Here is a 20,029-nt window from a genome sequence, read left to right as displayed (position 1 = left end):
TCAGGCGCGCCAGTCGCCGGACTTGCCGCCAGCCTTTTCGAGCAGGCGGATGCCCGAAATGGTCATGGCGCGGTCCATCGCCTTGGCCATGTCGTAGATCGTCAGCAGTGCGACGGAGACGGCGGTGAGCGCCTCCATCTCAACGCCGGTCTTGCCGTCGGTCGCGGCGAGCGCGGTGGCGGTGACGCCGGTCTCGTCCAGAACGAGGTCGAGCGTGACGCGGGTGAGCGGCAGGGGGTGGCAGAGCGGGATCAGCTCGGCGGTCTTCTTCGCCGCCATGATGCCGGCAACCCGCGCGACGGCGAGCACGTCGCCCTTCTTCGCCGCACCGTCGCGGATCGCGGCGAGTGCATCGGCCGCGACCGCGATATGGCCCGTCGCGACGGCGTGACGGCTGGTCACGTCCTTGCTGCCGACGTCGACCATATGCGCCGCGCCGTCGGCATCGAGGTGGGTCAGGCCGCTCATCCGACCATCGCGCGCGTCGCGGACTCGACGTCGTCGGCACGCATCAGCGCCTCGCCGATCAGGAAGCAGCGGACGCCATGCTCGGCCATCGCATCGAGGTCGGCGCGTGTTTCCAGGCCGCTTTCGGCGACGAAGGTGCAGCCCGGAGGCGCCTTGTCGACCAGTTCGTACGTGCGGGCGAAATCCACGGAGAAATCGCGCAGATCGCGATTGTTGACGCCGATCAGGCGCGACTTCAGCTTCAGCGCGCGATCGAATTCGTGCGCGTCATGCACCTCGACCAGCACATCCATGCCGCAATCGAGCGCCGATGCCTCGATCTCCGCCATCTGATTGTCGTCGAGCGCGGCGACGATGATGAGGATCGCGTCTGCGCCGATCGAGCGGCTTTCGGTCGCCTGCCAGGGATCGACCATGAAGTCCTTGCGGATCACCGGCAGGTCGCAAGCAGCGCGCGCGGTGATCAGATAGTCGTCCGATCCCTGAAACCATTGTTCGTCGGTCAGCACCGACAGACAGGCTGCACCGCCCGCCTGATAGGCACGGGCATGCGCCGGCGGATCGAAGTCGGCGCGGATCAGCCCCTTCGACGGGCTCGCCTTCTTGATCTCGGCGATGAGGGCATGGCCGGGTTTGGCGTCGAGCGCCGCCCGGAACCCGCGCGGCTTCGTCACCGCGGCGATACGCGCGTCGAGATCGGCGACGCTGGTCGTCGCCTTGCGCGCGGCCACCTCGGCGCGTTTGGTTTCGATGATACGGGAGAGAATGGTCATCGGTAGGCGATCCAGCGGTCGAGCAGCGCGCCCGCACGGCCGTCGTCGAGCGCGGCCGCGGCGGCTTGCGCGCCGGCGGTGAGATGGGAGCTGTGACCGGCGACGACCAGCGCGGCGGCGGCGTTGAGCAGCACCGCGTCGCGATAGGCACCGGTCTCGCCGGCGAGCAGGCGTCGCAAGGCGGCGGCATTGTAGGCGGGGTCGCCACCGCGGATCGCGGCGAGCGGATGCCGCGGCAGGCCGGCGGCTTCCGGCGTGATCGTGCGTGGCAGCGTCGCGCTGCCGACATTCACCGCGATGCTCGGCCCGGCGGTGGAGAGTTCGTCGAGCCCTTCCTCGCCGGAGATCACCGCCGCCCTTGCGGTGCCGAGCTGTTCGAGCGCCTCGGCATAGAGGCCGGCATAATCGGGCCGGGCGATGCCGATCAGCTGGTGCGACACATGCGCCGGATTGGCGAGCGGCCCCATCAGATTGAAGATGGTGCGCTTGCCGATGCGGCGCCGGATCGGCGTGATCCGCGCCATCGCCGGATGATGGTTGGCGGCGAAGAGGAAGGCGATGCCGAGTTCGGCGAGGCTGCCCTCCGCGGTGGCGCCCGCGACATTCATGTCGAGGCCGATCGCCTCCAGCGTGTCGGCGGCGCCTGCCTTGGACGAGGCGGCGCGGTTGCCATGCTTGGCGACCGGCACGCCGCAGGCGGCGACGACCAACGCCACCGCGGTCGAGACGTTGAGCGTGTGATGGCCGTCGCCACCGGTGCCGCAGACGTCGATTGCGCCGGCGGGCGCGGCGATCGGGATGAGGCGGGCACGCAGCGCGCGGGCGGCCTCGGCGATCTCGATGCTGGTCTCGCCGCGATCGGACAGCGCGATCAGGAATGCCGCGATCGCCTCTTCCGAGACGCGCGCGTCGAGGATGTCGGCGAAGGCCTGCGCCGCGCTCTCGCGCGACAAAGGTGTCGCGGGATCGGGCAGGAGCGTGATTACGGTCACGCCGGCGCCTTCACCGTGATGCCGGCGATCCGCAGGAAATTGGCAAGCATCGCATGGCCGTGTTCGGTGGCGATGCTTTCGGGATGGAACTGGACGCCGTGGATCGGCAGCGTCGCGTGGCGGAAGCCCATCACGTTGCCGTCGTCGGCTCGCGCGTTGACGACCAGCGGCGCGGGTACGTCGTTGACGATCAGGCTGTGGTAGCGGGTCGCGGTGAACGGCGAGGGCAGGCCCTCGAACAGGCCGCTGCCGTCGTGCGCCACCGGCGAGGTCTTGCCATGCATCAGCCCGCCACGCTCCACCCGGCCACCGAAATGCTGGCCGATCGCCTGATGGCCGAGGCACACACCGAGCAGCGGCCGGCCGGCATCGGCGGCGGCGGCGACGAGGTCGAGGCTCACGCCCGCCTCGGTCGGCGTGCACGGGCCGGGCGAGATCAGGAAGGCCTCGGCACCCGAGGACAGCGCCTGTCCGGCGGAGATGGCATCGTTGCGCACCACCTCGACCTCGCTGCCCAGCTCCATGAGATAGTGGACGAGGTTCCAGGTGAAGCTGTCGTAATTGTCGACGACCAAGATCATCGCGCCGCCATAGCCGATGCCCGCGCCGGTGCAACGCCTGTTGCGTCCCGGCAATCCTGTAGCAATCTGCCGCGCGCTATAGCCAACGCGTGTCGTGCGCCGGGAGAAACTGCGTCGCCTGCACGTTGAAGACCGCAAAGGAGACGCATGCCATGTTCCGCCCATTCATGATGGCCGCCCTGATCGCCCTGCCGGCGATCGCCGGTGCGCAAAGCGCGCCGGTCGCGGATACGGCAGGGTCGGGCAAGCCGCCGCAGCGCGTCCGTGCCGTGACGCTGGGTGTCGGTCAGAAATGTCCGCAGAGCACCGAGGACGAGATCGTCGTCTGCTCGACGCTCGATCAGCCCTATCGCATTCCCAAGCAGTTCCGCGACAGCGGCCCGATCCCGGCCAAGAACCAGGCATGGGGCAACCGCGCCGCGACGATGGACCAGGTGGGACGCGCCGCCGGCGGCCTGCCGGACACCTGTTCGCCGGTCGGCAGCGGCGGGCAGAGCGGCTGCGCGCTTGCCACCAACCGCCAGTGGGCGGCCGAGCGCCGCGCCAAGCAGGATGCCGACGCCGCGGTTCCCTGATCCCTGAGCAAAGCCCGCCGCGCGCCGGCGCGGTGGCGCTTACTGGCCGAAGCCACTCTCTGCGGCGCGGCTGACCGCGTCGCGGGCGGCAGCGAGGATTGCACCGGCCTTCGCCTCGCACTCGCGCTGTTCGGACGCGGGGTCGCTGTCCGCGACGATGCCGGCGCCGGCCTGGGCGTGGATCATGCCGTCCTTCACCACGGCGGTGCGCAGCACGATACAGCTGTCCATCGAGCCGTCGGGCGAGAAATAGCCGACGCCGCCGGCATAGGCGCCACGCCGCTCCGGCTCCAGCTCGGCGATGATCTCGCAGGCGCGCACCTTGGGCGCGCCGCTGACGGTACCGGCGGGGAAGCCGGCCAGCAGCGCGTCGATCGCATCGGCAGCAGGCGACAGCACGCCAACGACGTTCGAGACGATGTGCATGACATGGCTGTACAATTCGATGCCGTAGCTGGCCGTCACCCGCACCGAACCCGGCGCCGACGAGCGGCCGACATCGTTGCGGCCGAGATCGAGCAGCATCAGATGCTCGGCGCGCTCCTTGGGATCGGCGAGCAGGCTGTCGCGGTTCACCTCATCCTCGGCGGCGGTCTTGCCGCGCGGGCGGGTGCCGGCGATCGGGCGGATCGTCACCTCGCCGTCGCGCACCCGCACGAGGATTTCCGGGCTCGACCCGATCAGCGCGAAGCCGGGCAGATCGAGATGGTAGAGGAAGGGCGAGGGATTGACCCGCCGCAGGCTGCGGTAGAGTTCGAACGGCGGCAGCGTGAACGGCGTGGAGAAGCGCTGCGCCAGCACCACCTGAAAGATGTCACCGGCGGCGATATAGTCCTGCGCGCGCTTGACCATCCGGCCATAATCTTCCGGCGCGATCGCCGGCGTGTAGGCAAGGTCGTCGTCCGCCGCGCGGACCGGGGGCGGCAGCGGCGTGCCGGCGAGGCGGGCGGCGACCGCGTCGAGCCGCTCCTCGGCCGCCGCGACCAGCGCTGCCGGTGATCGTGCGGCATCCGGCCAGACCGGGGCGACGAGATAGAGCGCGTCGGCGAGCCGGTCGAAGACGCAGATCACCGTCGGCCGCACGAACAGCATGTCGGGCAGGCCGAGCGGATCGGCCGCGGGCGCGTCGAGCCGTTCGACCAGCCGGATCGTCTCATAGCCGAAATAGCCGACGAGACAGGCGAGCGCCTTGGGCAATTCGGGGGGCACCTCGCCCTGGCATTCCGCGACCAGCGTGCGCAGCGCTGCCAGCGTCGGTGCGCCCGCGGGCTGGAAGGCGGCGCGGTCGGTCGCCCATTGCCGGTTGATCTCGGCAGCGTCGCCGTGTGCGCGGAAGACGAGGTCTGGCGCGAGGCCGATCAGGCTGTGTCGCCCGCGGGTCGCGCCGCCCTCGACCGACTCGAGCAGATAGTCGCCGCGGCCCGGCTCGATCAGCTTGAGCGCGGCGGCGACCGGCGTCTCGGTGTCGGCGACCTGCCGCCGCCAGACGAACGCCGGGCGACCGGCAGCAAGCGCATCGACCGCAGCCATCGGCGCGCTCACCTTAGTTGCCGCCGCCATTGCCGAGGAGATCGGCGCGGACCCGGGCAAGCGCCGCGGCATCGGTCTTGACGCCGACCGCGTTGCGCACCGCGCGCGCAAACTGCTCGGCATATTCACGGCCGACGAGGCGGGCGATGCTGCCGCGGGCGCCGGCGACTGCCGCGGGGGTGCCGGCGGCATTGCCGGGGACGATCGTGTCGAGCTTGACGATCAGCCAGCCGGCATTGTTCGGCGCCTCGAGCAGCTTGGCATTGCCCTTGGCCATCGAGAACAGCAGCGCGAGCGGCGGCTGGACGTTGCCTTGGGCTGCGGCGAGCTGCGCACGGCTCGCGCTGGCGGTCTGCACCGGCGGCAGCGGGCGGCCCGAGGCGGCCATCGCCTGCGCCAGCGGCGTCCCCTTGTTGACCCTGGCGAGGATATCTGTGGCGAGCTTGCGTGCGGCGGTACGCGCGCGCTCGGCAGTGACGTCGGCGACGACCTGCGCCTTCACCTGCTCCAGCGGGCGCGGCGCGGCATGGACGACCCGGCCGATCGCGACGAGCGCGAAGCCGCCGTCCTGGCCGACCGGCACCAGCTGCGCCGGGTCGCCTTCGCTCATCTGGAAGGCGGCGGAGACGATCGGCGCGATCGCAGGATCGGGCTGTGCCGCCGGCGCATCGGGGTTGGTGCCATTGGCGAGCAGCGGCGGCGTGGTCTGCGCGCTGAGCTTTTGGTCGGCGACGGCCTCGTCGAAGGTCGCGTTCTTGCCGAGCGCCGAGTCGAGCGAATCGTGCACGTCGGCGAGCGCCTGTTGCAGCTTGCGCTTCGAGAGTTCGGCGACGAGTTCGGGCTTCGCCTGGTCCAGCGTCTTGCCGGGAACCTGTTCGACCTTGTCGACGCGCGCGACGACCCAGCCGAGCGGGCCGCGGATCGGACCGACCACGCCGCCACGCGGGGCGGCAAAGGCGGCGTCGGCGATGCCGGCGCTGCTCGCCGCGGCATAAGCGGGCTTGGTGACGCCGGTCTGCACCGCGGGTTCCAGCCCGGCGGCGCGGGCGGCATCGGCGATCGAGGCGCCGCCCTTCACCTTGGCGGCAAGGGCATTGGCGCCGGCCTGATCCGCGACGACGACCTGGCTGATGTCGCGCTTCTCCGCGGCGGCGAAGCGGCTGCGCTGCTGATTGTATGCGGCGGCGACCTCCGCATCGGTCGGGACGGCGCGCGCCTTGACCTGATCGGGCGTGATCACCGCATAGCGGACGACCCGCCGTTCCGGCACGGTGTAGCGCTGGATGTTGCGACGATAGAAGGCCTGCTGCTCGGCATCGGTCGGCGCCGGGCCGCTATCGACCGCCTTGGCCGGGACGAAGGCGACCTGACCCGAGCGCTTTTCGAGCATCAGCGACGCATAGGGCAGCGCCACCTTCATCGGCACCTGGGTCGCCCCCTGCGTCGGCAGCATCAGCTGCTGCGCGATGATGTCGCGGGCGATATCGGCGCGGACCTGCGCATCGGTCAGCTTCTGGTCGGCGAGCAGCTGCTGGTAGCGTGCCGGATCGAACTGGCCATTGGGGCCGCGCAGGCCGGGGATGCTGGCGATCACGCCGTCCACCGAGCGCTTGCTGACCACCATATGCTGGCCATGGCCGAAGGCTTCGAGGGCCAGACCGTTGATCGTCCGGTCGAGCGTGCCCTGCAATCCGCCCTGATCGATCAGCTGCTGCATCGTCGGGGCCGGCTGCTGCTGGCGCGCCGCCTCCTGCGCGGCGGCCTGCAGCTCGGTCTGCACACGGCTGCGCAGCTCGGCGGCGGTGACCTTCTGGCCGTCGACGGTGGCGACCGCGTTGCCCGAGAGGCTGGTGCCGTTGCCGGCCAGCCCGGTGATGTCACCGGCCGCAAAGGCGAGTGCGATCACCCCGAGGATGATGAAGGTGACGACGACGCCGGCCTTGGAATTGATGATCCGGCGGAAGAAGCTGAGCATGAAAAGGCCGATCGTCCCTCGTGAAGTGTGAGGGTCTTTAGGGGCGCAGCGGCTTGCCATCAAGCGCGCGGGCGGGCAGTGTTTGTTGAACATGTAAAACAGGAGGTCGGATGACGCGGCGCAAGCTGGTGGCGGGCAATTGGAAGATGAACGGATCGCGTGCCGCGCTCGCCGAACTCGACGGCATCGCGGCGGCGGCGGCGAAGGCGCCCAACGTCGACGTCATGGTCGCGGTCCCGTTCACGCTGATCACGCCGGCAGCCGAACGGGCTCCGGGCTTGCTGATCGGCGCGGAGGACGTGCACGAGGCCGACAGCGGCGCGCACACCGGCTGCGTCTCCGCGGCGATGGTCGCGGAGGCCGGCGCGCGCTTCACCATCGTCGGCCACAGCGAACGGCGGATGGATCAGGGCGAGACCAGCCACGACGCCTGGGCCAAGGCGGCGGCGGCGCGGCGGCAGGGGCTGCACGTGATCTCCTGCTGCGGCGAGACCGAGGCGGAGCGCGACGCCGATCGCGCCGAGCGGGTGGTGCAGGCACAAATCGAGAAGTCGGTGCCCGACAATGCCGATGGCAGCTGGTTCACGCTGGCCTATGAGCCGCGCTGGGCGATCGGCACCGGGCGCACCCCGACGCTGGAGCAGATCGCGGCGATCCATGCGATCGCGCGGGCGAAGCTGCGGACGCTGATCGGCGATGCGGCGGACACCGTGCGCATCCTCTATGGCGGATCGGTGACCGGCGACAATGCCGCGACGATCCTCGCCTGCGACAATGTCGATGGCGCCCTGGTCGGCGGAGCGAGCCTGACCGCGGCGAAGTTCGTGCCGATCATCGAGGCGGCGGCGGGGCTGTAGGCGCCGCTGCCGCCCGACCGTGCTTCCGGTCAGCGTTGCGAAAGGCGCGTTGCGTCATCATCTCGTGATGGTGATCGCTCCTGCTCCCCTTCGCGAGCGCCTCGGCGCCGCGGTGCTGACCGCGGTGATCGTGGCGGCACTCGGCTATGCGCTGCTGCTCGGGCTCGCGTTTCGCGGCGGCGGCAGCGTGGTGGCGGAGTCGCTCGAGACGTTTACCGTCGCGCCGGAGCCGCCGCCGCCCGAACGGATCGTGCCGCCGCCCAAGAAGGTCAACCGGCCGAGCGGCAAGGCCTCGCCGCCCAACCTCCGGTCGAAGGCGACCGAGGTCACCGCACCGGTGCCGATCGTCCAGATCCCGCCACCGCCAATGCCGGCCATCGTCGCGCCGCTGCCGGATGCCGGCGTGCAGGCGACATCGGGGGCGTCGGACCGTGCCGGGCCGGGAACCGGAGCGGGCGGGATCGGCAATGGCCATGGCGCCGGCGGTGATGGTGACGGCGACGGCAGCGGCATGGAGCGGGTGCCGCGGCTGGTCAGCGGCCGGATCAAGGGTTCTGACATCCCCGAATCGATTCTGGACACGGGGTTCCGCGGCGTCGTCGGGGTGCGCTATCGCGTCGAGACCAACGGCCGCGTCACCGGCTGCACGGTCGCCCGGTCGAGCGGCAACGCGCTGATGGATCAGGTGACCTGTGCCGCGATCGAGAAGCGCTTCCGCTACGACCCCTGGCGCGATGCGGCGGGGCGGCCGGTGCGCTCGACGGTGTTGCGCGACCAGCAATGGGACATCGACCCACCGACGATCGATCGCTGACGCACCTTATTGGGGCGAAAAACCTCGGGCGACCGCCCGCCGTAGGCTCGATCGCACCACAAGGTGATGAAAGGGGGAGATGGCGGCAAGATAGAGCCGCCCAGTGTGATTGTGGCAGTGGACCGCCGTGGTGGCGAGTACCTGATGAGGACCAGAAGTCGGGCGCTCGACCAATATCGAGAGGCGGAAGTCGAGATGGCTGTCGTCCGCCCCGAGGATGATCTCATCGCCCGTCATGGATTGGATCGGGAAGAAGTTGATCCGGTCGTCCTCGGCGATCGATCGCCGGACCTCGTCGGTGGTGTGTACGCCGATGCCGCGTGCCACCCTGTCGCGGATCATCAGCAGCGATCGGAACCACCATGACGGCTGGCCGAGGATCGCCTGTGCGATCTCCCGAACCGATGCGTCATGCCCGGCGGGAAGCGCTGCGGCATAGCAGTCGAGCAGGTCGGCGCGCTCATACCAGTCCGCCATGCCGCTGTGCCGCGGCGGAGCGCGGCGGATCACGGTCACGGTACCCGCTGCCCCGTCGGTGCGGCGCCATAACGTTGCTTCAGCACCGCATAGCAGGCGCGCAGGGCATAGGCGTCGCCGCCTTTCGGACGGCCCGGCTTGGCCGCGGGACGCCAGGCGAAGACGTCCATATGCGCCCAGGCAATGTCCTTCGGTACGAAGCGGCGGAGGAACAGCGCCGCGGTGATCGCGCCGGCAAAGCCGCCGTCGGGGGCGTTGACCAGATCGGCGATGTCTGACTTGAGCATCTCGTCATAGCCGTCCCACAGCGGCAGCCGCCACAGCGGGTCGTCGAGCGCGGTGCCGGCGGCGAGCAGGTCCGCGGCAAGCGATTCGTCGTCGGTGAACAGCGGCGGCAGGTCCGGGCCGAGCGCAACGCGCGCCGCCCCGGTCAGGGTCGCGAAATCGAGGATGAGGTCGGGTTTCGCTTCGCCGGCGCGGGCGAGCGCATCGGCGAGGATCAGCCGGCCCTCCGCATCGGTGTTGGTGTTCTCGACCGTCGGGCCGAGCCGGCTGCGCAGCACGTCGCCGGGGCGGAAGGCGTTGCCCGCGATGGCATTCTCCACCGCCGGGATCAGCAGGTGCAGGCGGACCGGCAGGCGCGCCGCCATGATCAGACCGGCGAGCGCCAGCGCGTGCGCGGCGCCGCCCATGTCCTTCTTCATCAGCCGCATGCCTGCCGACGGCTTGATGTCGAGGCCGCCGGTGTCGAACACCACGCCCTTGCCGACCAGCGCGATGCGCGGATGTGCCGGATCGCCCCATTCGACCTCGATCAGGCGCGGCGCCCGTTCCTTCACCGCGGCCTGGCCGACCGCGTGGATCAGCGGATAGCCGGTGGCGAGCGCGTCGCCGCGGGTGACGGCGATGGTGGCGCCGTAGCGCTGGACGAGCTGTTCGGCAGCGGCTTCCAGCTCGGCGGGGCCGCAGTCGCTGGCACCCGTGTTGACGAGATCGCGCACCCAGCCGGTCGCCCCGGCGAGGCGCAGCGTCTCGTCGATGCCGACGACGTCCTGGGTCAGCAGGATGCGCGCGCCGGCGTCGTCCGACTTGCGGTAGCGATCGAAGCGATACTGACCGAGCAGCCAGCCGAGCGCGGCCGGGCCGATCGCCCCGGCGACGCGATAGGTGCCGGCGGGCAGCGATTCGGCGAGCTTCGCCAGCGTCCACACGTCGGGCGTCGCGGCGATGGCGACCGCCTGCACGTCGTCGTCGGCGTAGATGGCGTGGCCGCCGGGCTTGCCGGTGAAGCGCTGTGCCGCGAGCGCCGCACGGACGCGCTGCGGCTGCGCGGTCAGCCATGGCTCGTAACCGTCGGGCGTGATGAGGGCGATCGCGCGGGCAGGCTGGCCGCGGTCCGGCTGGAGCAACGTGTCGGGCATGTCAGTTCACCGGGCTCACGAGGAACTGCTCGTAGCGCTGCGCGCCATCGGGTTCGGCGAAGGTGCCGACCGAGAGCTTCCGGTCGGGATAGGTCACGGTGTAGCGGCGCTGGACGAAACCGCCGCGCAGCTGCGTCTGCCCCGTCTTCTCGAACGCCGTCGGCTCGCCGAGCGCGGACAGGCTGGTGCGATAGTCGTCGATCACCTGCGGTGTGAAATAATAGGCCGCATTGGCGGTGAGCAGCCGCCGGTCGAGCGTGCCGTTGCGGAGCGAATCGAACATCGCGCGCGCCGCCTTGGTCTTCGCCGCCTCGACCGCATCGGCATCGGCGGGGAGGACGATCTTGGCGAGCCCCTGCGCGATGCTGGTGAAGGCATTGCCGAAGTCGGCATTGGTGAGCACGACGATTGCCGCCTTCTGCTCGGGATAGACGATGTTTTCGGAAAGAAAGCCGACCGCCTCGCCACTATGCTCGACATAGGGCTGGCCGGCGCGCTTGCCGAGGCTGACGCCGAGGCCGTAATTGGTTGTGCTGCCGTCGGCGAGCAGCACCGGCTTCTCCTGCGCTGCCCAATCGTCGGCGGGGAGCAGGCTGCGGTTGAGCCGCGCCACGTCCCATTTGGCGAGGTCGCCGGCGCTCATCGACAATTCGCCCGCGGCGAACAGCCAGCCATCGGCGGGCGGCGGCGCGGGGCGCACCGGTCCCAGCGCATTGCGGTGGTAGCCGGTCGGGAAGCGCCCGCCGATCGCCTTGTCCTGATCGATCGCCTTGATGCCGAGCGGTGTGAAGATGCGCCGTTCGAGCAAGGTCATCAGCGGCTCGCCGGCGGCCTTCTCGGCGATCAGGCCGGCGACGACATAGCCGGTGTTCGAATATTGCCATTGGGTGCCGGGCGTGAAATCGAGCGGCTTCTTCGCCCAGCGATCGACGATCGCCTGCGGCGTGGTCGGCGTCTCCATCGCCTGGAAGCTGTAATCCTGCGGCCAGTAATCCTGCAGTCCGGCGGTGTGGCTCAGCAGCTGGCGGATGGTGATCCTGTCGCCGCCGCTGATCCCCGGCAGCCATTTGGCGACTGTATCGTCCATCGACAGCTTGCCGTCGTCCTCGAGCAGCAGCAGCGCGGCGGCGGTGAACTGCTTGGAGATCGAGGCGATCTGATAGGGTGAATCGGCTCGTGCCGCGTCCTTGTCGGATTGCTTGCCATAGGCCTTGACCAGCACGATCCGCCCGCCGCGGACGATCGCGATCTGTGCCGAGGGCGTGCCGGTGGTGGCGAGCGCGTCGGCGACGACCTTGTCGACGGCGGTCTGTTCGGCGGGAGTGAGCGTCTGGGCGGCGAGGGGGCTGGCGGCGAGTGCCAGCGCGACGGCGAAGGGTCGGAACAGCATCGTGCCTAGCTGCCATATCGGTCGGCCGTCACGATAGTGAAATCGTCACCGTTTGGGCCATTCCCACTTTGGTGCGACCTGCCCGGCCGTGCGGGTTTCGCCCATGTCCTTTTCCAGCGCGATCTCGTGGACCCCGTCGCCCTCGCGCAGCGCATCGACGAGCGGCTGGCTGTGCGAGACGACGATGATCTGGCAGGTCTTCGCGGCAGCGCGGAGCAGGCGGGCGAGTGCGGGGAGCAGCGCGGGGTGGAGATTGGCCTCGGGCTCGTTAAGCACCATCAGCTCGGGCGGCTGCGGCGACAACAACGCCGCGACGAGCAGGATATAGCGCAGCGTGCCGTCAGAGAGTTCGGCGGCACCCAGCGGACGGAGCATCCCGGGCTGTTCCATCGCCAGCGTCGCATGACCGCTGCCCGCTTCGGTCATCGTGATCGTCGAGCCGGGAAAGGCGTCGTCGATCGCATGCGCCAGCGCGGCGCCATCGCCGAACCGCCGGATCGTCGCGATCGCCGCGAGCAGGTCCGCACCGTCGGCCGCCATGACCGGCGTGTAGGTCTTTACCTGCGGACGCCGGGCCGGCGCGTCTTGATCGGTGCGCAACGCGTCATAAAAGCGCCAGTCGCGCATCCGTTCGCGCATCAGCAGCAATTCGAGCCCGTTGACCGGATCGGCGGCATGCGACACCATCGAGTCGAAGCGGCCGACCTCGAGCGGGCTGCGCCGCCATTCGCCGGTGTCGGTCGCGCGGAGGTTGACGATGCGACCCCGCCGTTCGGCGAAGACTGCACTGCGGCGGAGCAGCTCTCCGGTCCACATCGCCTCCACCTTGATCTCCGGATCGCCGACGAATCCATAGTCGGGCGGCGGCGGGCCGAGGTCGATCGCATAGCCGAAATCGGGTCCGGCGAAGCCGAGCCTGAGGCTGACCGGCCCCTTCCGCACCGTGGCCTGAACGGGGACGCGGCCGGCGCGCATATCGCGGCTGATCGTCTCCGGCCCGGCCCAGAGCACCGAGGGCAGGCCACCGTCGCGCGCCAGCGAAGCGATCAGCCGGCCCTGTGCAACCTCTGCGAGCAGGCGGAGCGAGCGATAGAGACTCGACTTGCCCGAACCGTTGGCGCCGGTGACGATGTTGAGCGGCCCGAGCGCCAGCGTCAGGTCGCGGATCGAGCGATAGCCGCTCACCGCCAGCCGCGTCATCATCGCCGATCGCTCCCGCTCCCGTGCCATCCGCATATCCTGCGCGGGCGGTCGTGGCCCGTCCAGCGGGTGGCGCTAAGTCCTTAAACCGGCACGCCGTACAGATCGTGTTCGTCGGCATCCTCGATCGCGACGGGCACGATGTCCCCGACCGACAGATGCGCGGCGTCGCGCAGGAAGACCTGGCCGTCGATCTCCGGGGCGTCGGCCTGGCTGCGGCCGGTGGCGCCTTCCTCACCCACTTCGTCGATGATGACAGGGAGGGTGCGGCCGATCTTGGCGGCGAGCTTGGCGGCGCTGATCGCGGCGGTCTTCGCCATGATCCGCTGGTAGCGCTCTTCCTTGACCTCTTCCGGCACATGATCGGGCAGGTCGTTGGCGGCGGCACCCTCGACCGGCTCGAAACGGAAGGCGCCGACGCGGTCGAGCTGCGCCTCGTCGAGCCAGTCGAGCAGATACTCGAAATCCGCCTCGGTCTCGCCGGGGAAGCCGACGACGAAGGTCGAGCGGATCGCGATATCCGGGCAGATGTCGCGCCACTGGTGGATGCGGCTCAGGACCTTGGCGTCGTTGCCGGGGCGCTTCATCCGCTTGAGCACCGACGGCGCGGCATGCTGGAACGGGATATCGAGATAGGGGAGCACCAGCCCCTCGGCCATCAGCGGGATGACCTGATCGACATGGGGGTAGGGGTAAACGTAATGCAGCCGCACCCACGGCGCGATCTTGCCGAGCTCGCGGGCGAGGTCGGTCATGTGCGGCACGACCTCCTGCCCCTTCCACAGCCGCGGCTCCTTGCGGATGTCGATGCCATAGGCCGACGTATCCTGGCTGATGACGAGCAGTTCGCGGGTGCCGGCGGCGACCAGCTTCTCCGCCTCGCGCAGGATCGCGTCGGGGCGGCGGCTGACGAGATCGCCGCGCAGGCTGGGGATGATGCAGAAGGAGCAGCGGTGGTTGCAGCCCTCCGAGATCTTCAGATAGCTGTAGTGGCGCGGGGTCAGCTTGAGCCCGGCGTCGGGGATCAGGTCGATATAGGGCGAGAGGTTGGCGGGCGCCGCTTCGTGCACCGCCTCGACGACCTGTTCATATTGATGCGCGCCGGTGACCGCGAGCACCTGCGGGAAGCGGGCGCGGATCACCTCGGCCTCCTTGCCCATGCAGCCGGTGACGATGACGCGGCCGTTCTCGGCGATCGCCTCGCCGATCGCCTCCAGGCTTTCTTCCTTGGCGGAGTCGAGGAAGCCGCAGGTGTTCACCAGCACGACATCCGCGCCGGCGTAATCGGCCGACATCTGATAGCCGTCGGCGCGCAGCTGGGTGAGGATGCGTTCGCTGTCGACCAGATTCTTGGGACAGCCGAGCGACACCATGCCGACGCGCGGCGGAGAAGGGAGACGAGTTGCCATGAGAGACGCACACATAGGCGTTTCAGCGCGCCTTTGCCAGATGGTGCCGCAGCCGGCGCCGTTCGTCGCATCGCGGCGGCGGCATCGCTCGACAGCAGCGGGTGCAGGCGCCACAGCGACGGCAGGGAAGTGAGGCGCTGATGCTGGCAATAGGATTGATGTCCGGAACGTCGCTGGACGGGATCGACGCGGCGCTGATCGACACCGATGGCGAGGGACAGGTGCGGCCGCTCGCGTTCCGCGGCGAGGCCTATTCGGATGCGGCGCGGACGCAGCTCGCCGCGGCGACCGCGCTGGCGCTGACCTTCGACCGACCGCGCGCGAGCCCCGATCTGGTCGCGGCGGGCGAGTTGATCGACCGGACGCATGCCTTGGCGGCCCACAAATTGCTGCGCGAGGCCGGCGTCGAGGCGGCCGATGTCGCGGTCATCGGCTATCACGGCCAGACCGTGGCGCATCGCCCCGACCGCGGCTGGACATGGCAGATCGGCGACGGCGCGGTGCTGGCGCGGGCGACCGGCATCGCGGTGGTCAGTGACTTCCGCAGCGCGGACGTCGCCGCGGGCGGGCAGGGCGCGCCGCTGTTGCCGGTCTATCATGCCGCGCTGACCGCTGGACTGGAGAAGCCGGTCGCGGTGCTCAACCTCGGCGGGGTCGGCAACATCACCTTCGTCGGCGCGGACGGCACGCTGGTCGCCTTCGATACCGGGCCGGCCAACGGGCTGATCGACAGCTGGGTCGAGGCGGAGACGGGCGCGCGCTTCGACGCGGGCGGCGCGCTGGCGGCGGCGGGGCAGGTCGACGAGGCGGTGCTGACCGGGATGCTCGACCATCCGTTCTTCGAGCTCGCGCCGCCGAAGAGCCTCGACCGCAACGATTTCACCATCCAGCCGGCGCGCGGGCTGGCGGCGGCGGACGGCGCGGCGACGCTGACCGCCTTCACCGCCGCGAGCGTGAATGAGGCGATCGACCGACTGCCGGCACGGCCGCGGCGGCTGATCGTCGCGGGCGGCGGGCGGCATAACCCGACGCTGCTGCGGATGATCGGCGAACGCACCGGACTGACGCCGGAGCCGAGCGATGCGCTCGGCTGGAACGGCGATGCTATGGAGGCGGAGGGCTTCGCCTATATGGCGGTGCGGACCCTGCGCGGGCTGCCGATCAGCTTTCCGGGGACTACGGGTGTGACGGCACCGTTGGCAGGTGGGGTGGTGAGCCGGCCGTAGCGTACGACGTGGACGAGACGGGCACTTGAACGGAAACGATCGGCTTCCATCGTTTCGATTTGTGGAGCGATGAGGCAGAGCAGCGACGTTGACGCGGATCGACGTTTACGCTTCGGGAAACTCCTGCCCGCCAGAGAGGCCTATCGCATATGGCTGCGGTTATAAAGTTCGATCGGCGTCCTCCTCTATCCGTCACCCCGGACTTGTTCCGGGGTCCACCGGGCCGCAAGAGAACGGTGTCCCATCACGCCCTTCTCCTCGCCGCAGAGTGGACCCCGGCACAGGTCCGGGGTGACGGGGTGGGTTGGGAAGGCGGCGCACCCAAACGAACCTCCATGCGCGATAGCCCTCTTTTGCGGAGGGCGTTTTCTCCGAAGCTTGGCTGTCGATCCGGCCCAGAACATACGCATGTCCGGGGGCGTAGGACAGCGCGCAGCGCCCCGGACTTCAGCGCGCGCGGACGCTGACCGGCGTCGGGCAGCCGTCGACTTCGCGCACCACCGTGTAGATCGGCTTGGCCGTCGGCAAATCGCCGAGCTTGTGGAGGCCGGGCTTGGCCGCGCCCGACACCTGACGGGCACTCGGCCGTTCGCATGTGGCGAGCGGCGGCTTCGGCTTCGTCGGCTGTGCTGCGGCGAGGGTGGGAAGCAGTGCGAGGAGCAAGGCTAAACGACGCATGATCAGTCTCCCTGAGTCGGAGATAGTGTAACATGGCGACCGAAGCCGGCGCTACCGCTTGCGGGTGAGTTCGCGCATCGCATCGTCCAGGCCGGTGAGCGTCAGCGGGTACATGCGGTCGTTCATCAGCTCACGGATCATGCGGATCGACTGGCTGTACGCCCATTGCGGTTCGGGCAGCGGATTGAGCCACACCGCCGCGGGATAGGTGTTGGTCAGCCGCTGCATCCACACCGCGCCGGCCTCCTCGTTGTTATGCTCGACCGAGCCGCCGGGATGGCTGATCTCATAGGGGCTCATCGCCGCGTCGCCGACGAACACCAGCTTGTAGTCATGGCCGAATGTGTGGAGCACGTCCCACATCGGCGTCCGTTCGGCAAAGCGGCGGCGGTTGTCCTTCCACACGCCCTCATAGGGGCAATTGTGGAAGTAGAAGAATTCGAGGTTCTTGAACTCCGCCGTCGCCGCGCTGAACAGCTCCTCGCAGAGCGTCACCCACGGGTCCATCGAGCCACCGACGTCGAGGAACAGCAGCAATTTGACCGCATTGCGCCGCTCGGGCCGCATCCGCACGTCGAGCCAGCCCTGCCGCGCGGTGCCGTCGATCGTGCCGTCGATGTCGAGTTCGTCCGCCGCGCCCTCGCGGGCGAAGCGGCGCAGCCGGCGCAGCGCGACCTTGATGTTGCGGGTGCCGAGTTCGCGGGTCGAATCGAGGTTGCGGAACGCGCGCTGGTCCCAGACCTTGATCGCGCGGCTGTGGCGGCTCTCGCCGCCGATGCGGACGCCTTCGGGATTGTAGCCGCCGTTGCCGAACGGGCTGGTGCCGCCGGTGCCGATCCATTTGCTGCCACCCTGGTGGCGTCCCTCCTGCTCGGCGAGCCGTTGCCGGAGCGTCGCCATGATCTCGTCCCACGAGCCAAGCGACTCGATGCGCGCCATCTCCTCGGGCGTGAGGTATTTTTCGGCGACCGCATTCAGCCAGTCCTCGGGCAGATCGGTCGCCTCGGTGCCGTAGCTGGTGGCGATGCCGCGGAAGACCTTGGCGAAGACCTGATCGAACCGGTCGAGCAGCCCTTCGTCCTTCACATAGGTGGCGCGGGCGAGATAGTAGAAGGCCTCCGGCGTGTGGTCGATCACCTCGGCGTCGAGCGCCTCGAGCAGCACGAGATGCTCCTTGAGGCTGGCCGGGATGCCGGCGGCGCGCACCTCGTCGAGGAAGGTGAGGAACATGGCGGCATCTTAGGGGTGCCGCCGCGCCTGTCTACCGGCCCGCGCCGGGAACGTAGGCGTCGATCAGCGCGCCGACATAATCGGGGTTGCGACTGGTCAGTTGCGGGGACGGGTGGCCGCCGTAGATGAAGCCCTTGACCGGATAGATGCCGCCGCCGAGCCCCTCGGCGTCGCGATACCAGACCTTGACCTCGCTCCAGTCGTTGTCGGGCGAGACGTCGTAGAGCGTGACGTCCTGCTCGGCGTGGCCGCGTTTGCCGTTCTGGCGCGACCAATTGGCATGGGTGAGCATCAGGACGCGGCGCTCGACGACGCGGCTGACCACCGCGACATGGCCGAGCGGCAGCCGGGCGGTCTTGGCGAAGACGATCACCGACCCCTCGCGCGGGCGGTGGCCGCGCTCGTAGCGGCCCTCGGCCTGGTTCCACCAGGTCCAGGCGTCGCCGTAAATCTCGATACCCGAAGCGGCGCGTGCGAACGGTACGCACTGCCCGACATAGTCGAGCAGCCCGGCGGACGCACCGACCGGAGCGGCAAGCATTGCCGCCTGAGCGGCAGCGACCAGCAGGCCGCATCTGAGAAGAAAGCCCCGCATTATCGTCGGATTAGGACAATGTGGATGACTGGTCGATTGGCAGAAATGGTTAACGTGTCACAAAGCCGGCAAAATGTTGCCGGTCGTTGCGGCAGCGTAATGAGGCGGCGCCGTGGTCCGCCCGGTGGGCATTCCAGACTGTCTCTTCATCCCGACCGCTGCGGTCGTCGCCCCTCGGGCCGGCCGTGCGATCCGGGCAGCAAGGGCCCGCGGCCCTGGATCAGCGCTGGCGCTTGGCCATGAAGGCGAGGCGCTCGAACAGCATGATGTCCTGCTCGTTCTTGAGCAGCGCGCCGTGGAGCGGCGGGATCGCCTTGGTCGGATCGCGGTTCTGCAGCACCTCGAGCGGCATGTCCTCGTGGAGCAGCAGCTTGAGCCAGTCGAGCAACTCGCTGGTGCTCGGCTTCTTCTTGAGGCCGGGGACATCGCGCACCTCGTAGAAGATGTCCATCGCGCGGCTGACCAGCATCTTCTGGATGCCGGGGAAGTGCACGTCGACGATCGCCTGCATCGTCTCGCGATCGGGGAACCGGATATAGTGGAAGAAGCAGCGGCGCAGGAAGGCGTCGGGCAGCTCCTTTTCGTTGTTGCTGGTGATGACGACGATCGGCCGTTCGACCGCGCGCACCGTCTCCTTCGTCTCGTAGACGTGGAATTCCATGCGATCGAGTTCCTGCAACAGGTCGTTGGGGAATTCGATGTCGGCCTTGTCGATCTCGTCGATCAGCAGCACCGGCGGGGTGGGCCGGGTGAACGCCTCCCACAATTTGCCGCGGCGGATGTAATTGGCGATGTCGTGGACGCGGGGATCGCCGAGCTGGCCGTCGCGCAACCGGGCGACCGTGTCATATTCGTAGAGCCCCTGCTGCGCCTTGGTCGTCGACTTGACGTTCCATTCGATCAGCTCCGCGCCGGTCGCCTTGGCGATCTCATAGGCGAGCACGGTCTTGCCGGTGCCGGGCTCGCCCTTGACCAGCAACGGGCGGCGTAACGTGACCGCGGCATTGACCGCGACCTTGAGGTCGTCGGTCGCGACATAGCTTTGCGTGCCTTCGAAGCGCTTCATGACCGTTCCCGACGTTGGACTGTCGGTGTGGTTGGCGCATCGCGCCGCGCGGCGCAAGCGACGGCTGGCGCGCGCGCCCGATCAGCCGTTGCGGGCGCTGGCGCGGGCTTCGAGGAGGTCCCACAAGGCGCGGTGCTGCGCGAACAGCTGCTGCGCGCCGAAGCTGACCGCGCGTTCTGTCGCGGGCGTGCTGCCGAGCATGGTGACGCTCGATGCGGTCTCGGCGAGCGAGGGAAAGCCCGCGGGCACCGGCTCGACCCCGAAGCGCTCGGCAGCATGGTCGAGCAGCAAGCGGATCGTCGTCCAGTCCTGCACGAGTGCGGCGACCGCGCCGGTGGCGCAGCCGCGCCGTTCGGAACGGGCGAGCGTTTCGAGCGCATGACGGCTGGCGATCAGCGCCGCCTCGGTTTCGGCCTGGCCGGGGGTCGAGGGGGTGGGGCCGGCGGCGGCGGCAAGCTGCGCGATATAGCTGCGCTCGCCGACGAAGGCGTCCGCCACCGCGGTCAGCCAGTCGCAGGCGTCGGGCTGGACGCAATAGGTCCGCGCCGCGACCGCGAGGCCGGGGGGATCACCATGGACCGAACAGAGGGCATGCACCGCGTCCGACAGGTCGCGCGACGCCGCCGCGGGCGAGATGAGCAACGACAGATGCGGATGCGCGACGCTGCCGTCGGCTTCGCCGAGCTGGGTCACCAGGTCCCAAGCGCTCGATTGCCAACCCTTCTGTGCCGTGTCCAAGATGCTGTCCCGTTGTTCCTGCCGTGCCGCCAAG

Annotated in this window: 20 protein-coding genes; 4 read left to right on the top strand and 16 right to left on the bottom strand. The window is 69.3% G+C overall.

The features are described 5' to 3' along the window. From moaC to HD841_RS07970, 4 genes are read right to left on the bottom strand one after another with little or no spacing between them, the layout of a single operon-like run. Window positions 1-468 carry a cyclic pyranopterin monophosphate synthase MoaC gene (moaC, locus tag HD841_RS07985; protein WP_179508363.1) on the bottom strand — a complete coding sequence of 156 codons (468 nt, stop codon included), beginning with the start codon at window positions 466-468 and terminating at the stop codon, window positions 1-3. After that, complete coding sequence (trpC, locus tag HD841_RS07980) at window positions 465-1,241, bottom strand: indole-3-glycerol phosphate synthase TrpC (RefSeq protein ID WP_179508362.1); 777 nt, start codon at window positions 1,239-1,241, stop codon at window positions 465-467. The genes moaC and trpC overlap by 4 nt, the downstream gene beginning before the upstream one ends. Next, on the bottom strand, window positions 1,238-2,233 hold the full coding sequence (trpD, locus tag HD841_RS07975; protein WP_179508361.1) for an anthranilate phosphoribosyltransferase: 996 nt from the start codon (window positions 2,231-2,233) through the stop codon (window positions 1,238-1,240). Before trpD ends, trpC begins: the two co-directional genes overlap by 4 nt. Then, on the bottom strand, window positions 2,230-2,814 hold the full coding sequence (locus HD841_RS07970; protein WP_179508360.1) for an anthranilate synthase component II: 585 nt from the start codon (window positions 2,812-2,814) through the stop codon (window positions 2,230-2,232). The genes trpD and HD841_RS07970 overlap by 4 nt, the downstream gene beginning before the upstream one ends. A 152-nt stretch (window positions 2,815-2,966) precedes the next feature. Here HD841_RS07970 and HD841_RS07965 point away from each other — a divergent pair, with 152 nt between their 5' ends. Then, window positions 2,967-3,389: a hypothetical protein gene (locus tag HD841_RS07965; RefSeq protein WP_179508359.1), complete on the top strand. Its 423-nt coding sequence runs from the start codon at window positions 2,967-2,969 to the stop codon at window positions 3,387-3,389. Window positions 3,390-3,428: 39 nt separating this feature from the next. On the opposite strand, the gene trpE is transcribed toward HD841_RS07965, so the two are convergent. Next, a complete protein-coding gene (trpE, locus tag HD841_RS07960) occupies window positions 3,429-4,919 on the bottom strand; it encodes an anthranilate synthase component I (RefSeq protein ID WP_257015355.1) in 1,491 nt (496 codons plus the stop codon). 13 nt (window positions 4,920-4,932) lie between these two features. Next, window positions 4,933-6,894: a peptidylprolyl isomerase gene (locus HD841_RS07955; protein ID WP_179508357.1), complete on the bottom strand. Its 1,962-nt coding sequence runs from the start codon at window positions 6,892-6,894 to the stop codon at window positions 4,933-4,935. Between the two features lie 110 nt (window positions 6,895-7,004). Between HD841_RS07955 and tpiA the strand changes: the two genes are divergently transcribed. Both tpiA and HD841_RS07945 read left to right on the top strand, forming a co-directional pair. Further along, entirely contained in the window at window positions 7,005-7,751 is a 747-nt protein-coding gene (gene tpiA / locus HD841_RS07950) for a triose-phosphate isomerase (protein WP_179508356.1), read from the top strand. A 49-nt stretch (window positions 7,752-7,800) separates the two neighbouring features. Then, window positions 7,801-8,565, top strand: a complete 765-nt coding sequence (locus HD841_RS07945; RefSeq protein WP_257015354.1) for an energy transducer TonB — start codon at window positions 7,801-7,803, stop codon at window positions 8,563-8,565. A 6-nt stretch (window positions 8,566-8,571) separates the two neighbouring features. Here HD841_RS07945 and HD841_RS07940 read toward each other — a convergent pair whose 3' ends face one another. Genes HD841_RS07940 through rimO form a run of 5 tightly spaced genes read right to left on the bottom strand, consistent with a single transcriptional unit; the run spans window position 8,572 to window position 14,462 of the window. Then, on the bottom strand, window positions 8,572-9,081 hold the full coding sequence (locus HD841_RS07940) for a DUF2867 domain-containing protein (protein ID WP_179508355.1): 510 nt from the start codon (window positions 9,079-9,081) through the stop codon (window positions 8,572-8,574). Then, a complete protein-coding gene (locus HD841_RS07935) occupies window positions 9,078-10,463 on the bottom strand; it encodes a leucyl aminopeptidase family protein (protein ID WP_179508354.1) in 1,386 nt (461 codons plus the stop codon). The genes HD841_RS07940 and HD841_RS07935 overlap by 4 nt, the downstream gene beginning before the upstream one ends. Window position 10,464: 1 nt before the next feature. Then, window positions 10,465-11,853 (bottom strand): serine hydrolase domain-containing protein, encoded by a 1,389-nt coding sequence (locus HD841_RS07930; RefSeq protein WP_179508353.1) that lies wholly within the window; start codon window positions 11,851-11,853, stop codon window positions 10,465-10,467. 45 nt (window positions 11,854-11,898) lie between these two features. Further along, window positions 11,899-13,083: an AAA family ATPase gene (locus HD841_RS07925; protein WP_218845463.1), complete on the bottom strand. Its 1,185-nt coding sequence runs from the start codon at window positions 13,081-13,083 to the stop codon at window positions 11,899-11,901. A gap of 53 nt (window positions 13,084-13,136) precedes the next feature. After that, the gene (rimO, locus tag HD841_RS07920) at window positions 13,137-14,462 is read right to left on the bottom strand and encodes a 30S ribosomal protein S12 methylthiotransferase RimO (RefSeq protein ID WP_179508352.1); all 1,326 of its coding nucleotides are present in this window, start codon (window positions 14,460-14,462) and stop codon (window positions 13,137-13,139) included. 140 nt (window positions 14,463-14,602) lie between these two features. Here rimO and HD841_RS07915 point away from each other — a divergent pair, with 140 nt between their 5' ends. After that, window positions 14,603-15,688: an anhydro-N-acetylmuramic acid kinase gene (locus HD841_RS07915; RefSeq protein WP_179508351.1), complete on the top strand. Its 1,086-nt coding sequence runs from the start codon at window positions 14,603-14,605 to the stop codon at window positions 15,686-15,688. A gap of 447 nt (window positions 15,689-16,135) precedes the next feature. On the opposite strand, the gene HD841_RS07910 is transcribed toward HD841_RS07915, so the two are convergent. From HD841_RS07910 to HD841_RS07890, 5 genes are all read right to left on the bottom strand, one after another. Next, a complete protein-coding gene (locus HD841_RS07910; RefSeq protein WP_179508350.1) occupies window positions 16,136-16,366 on the bottom strand; it encodes a hypothetical protein in 231 nt (76 codons plus the stop codon). Window positions 16,367-16,417: 51 nt separating this feature from the next. After that, window positions 16,418-17,596 carry a vWA domain-containing protein gene (locus tag HD841_RS07905; protein WP_179508349.1) on the bottom strand — a complete coding sequence of 393 codons (1,179 nt, stop codon included), beginning with the start codon at window positions 17,594-17,596 and terminating at the stop codon, window positions 16,418-16,420. 31 nt (window positions 17,597-17,627) lie between these two features. Further along, complete coding sequence (locus HD841_RS07900) at window positions 17,628-18,191, bottom strand: CHAP domain-containing protein (protein WP_179508348.1); 564 nt, start codon at window positions 18,189-18,191, stop codon at window positions 17,628-17,630. 220 nt (window positions 18,192-18,411) lie between these two features. Further along, window positions 18,412-19,257, bottom strand: coding sequence for an AAA family ATPase (locus tag HD841_RS07895; protein ID WP_179508347.1), 846 nt, complete (start codon window positions 19,255-19,257; stop codon window positions 18,412-18,414). Window positions 19,258-19,338: 81 nt separating this feature from the next. Further along, a complete protein-coding gene (locus HD841_RS07890; RefSeq protein WP_218845462.1) occupies window positions 19,339-19,995 on the bottom strand; it encodes a DUF6975 family protein in 657 nt (218 codons plus the stop codon). Window positions 19,996-20,029: the final 34 nt, after the last annotated feature.

The sequence above is a fragment of the Sphingomonas melonis genome, assembly GCF_013409985.1.
Classification (GTDB): Bacteria; Pseudomonadota; Alphaproteobacteria; order Sphingomonadales; family Sphingomonadaceae; genus Sphingomonas; species Sphingomonas melonis_A.
Note: the sequence above shows the minus strand (reverse complement) of the source record. Positions and strands in the feature narration are given on the sequence as shown.